Below are 1,030 nucleotides of genomic sequence, written 5' to 3'. Positions count from 1 at the left end.
GCGGTGCAATGCACCATCATGCCCCGGCGCGTGCTCAGCCCCGCCATCACCGCCACCCCGGCCAGCCCGAACAGCCCGGCGGCGGTGGCGGCAACGCCCACCGGCACCCCGGTCCGGCCCATGATGAAGGCTGCGGCAAACACCACAACGGCCAGACACCAGCGCACCACAACAGCCCAGCGAGGCAGGGGCGCAGGGCCCTTGCCCCTCCTGCCCTTGCCTTGCGCCTTCGCGGTTGCCCCGCGCAGGCGCGAGCAGGCATCGTCCCACGCGCCGATGTAGCACAGGTGGCTGCACCACGCCGGGCCCAGCAGCAGCACGGAGACGCCGAACAGCACCAGCATGAACACGCCCTCGCCCCGGTACAGCGGCCCGGCCAGTATCAGCGCGGGCACGGGCAGGTGCAGCGCCCCGGTCATCAGCAGGCGGTGCGCGCCCAGCAGGCCCAGTGCCAACTGCCCGAAGAACACGGCGGAAAACAACGCCCAAAGGCGCGGACGGGCCTTGCGCGCACGCGCGGGGTCCAGCAGCAGCCCGGTCACCCACGCGGCATACACCCCGGCCAGTGCGATCTGAAGCGGTCCGGAGCCGGGCAGGAAGCGGTCGGACAACAACAATACGATGCTTGATGCGCGCCAGCGGGCCAGCCACAGCAGCCCGGCGGCCAGCAGGAAGGCGACAGCCCTCGGCCATGCGGTATCCGCACCGAGGTGATGGCGTCGTTGCCCGCCCTCCCCAGCCAGCCGCCACCATGCGGCCATGGTCAGGCCGGTGACCGCCGCCATGATGGCCGCAAGGCGCACCCAATCCAAGCCGAAGGCCATCCGGAAGCGCACCAGGTCAACGCCCACCGACACCCAGAACAGCCCCCCCGCGAACAGCGCGGCACACACCACCAGACGCACCCAGGCCAGCCGGGAGCAGGCCAGCCCCGCCAGCACGCCCCACGCCGCAGCCATGCCCCAGTCGCCGGAGCGCACGGCATGGGCGGCCAGCAGGGCAAAGGCCAGCAGGCAGGGCCCTGTCACGG

At 72.2% G+C, this 1,030-nt stretch carries 1 protein-coding gene; it reads right to left on the bottom strand.

The features are described from left to right. On the bottom strand, nt 1–1,030 hold a 1,030-nt coding region (locus FVW20_RS20015), incomplete at both ends, for a 4Fe-4S binding protein (RefSeq protein ID WP_196610446.1).

This window comes from Nitratidesulfovibrio oxamicus (assembly GCF_015731765.1).
In the GTDB taxonomy this organism is placed as follows: domain Bacteria; phylum Desulfobacterota; class Desulfovibrionia; order Desulfovibrionales; family Desulfovibrionaceae; genus Cupidesulfovibrio; species Cupidesulfovibrio oxamicus.
Note: the sequence above shows the minus strand (reverse complement) of the source record. Positions and strands in the feature narration are given on the sequence as shown.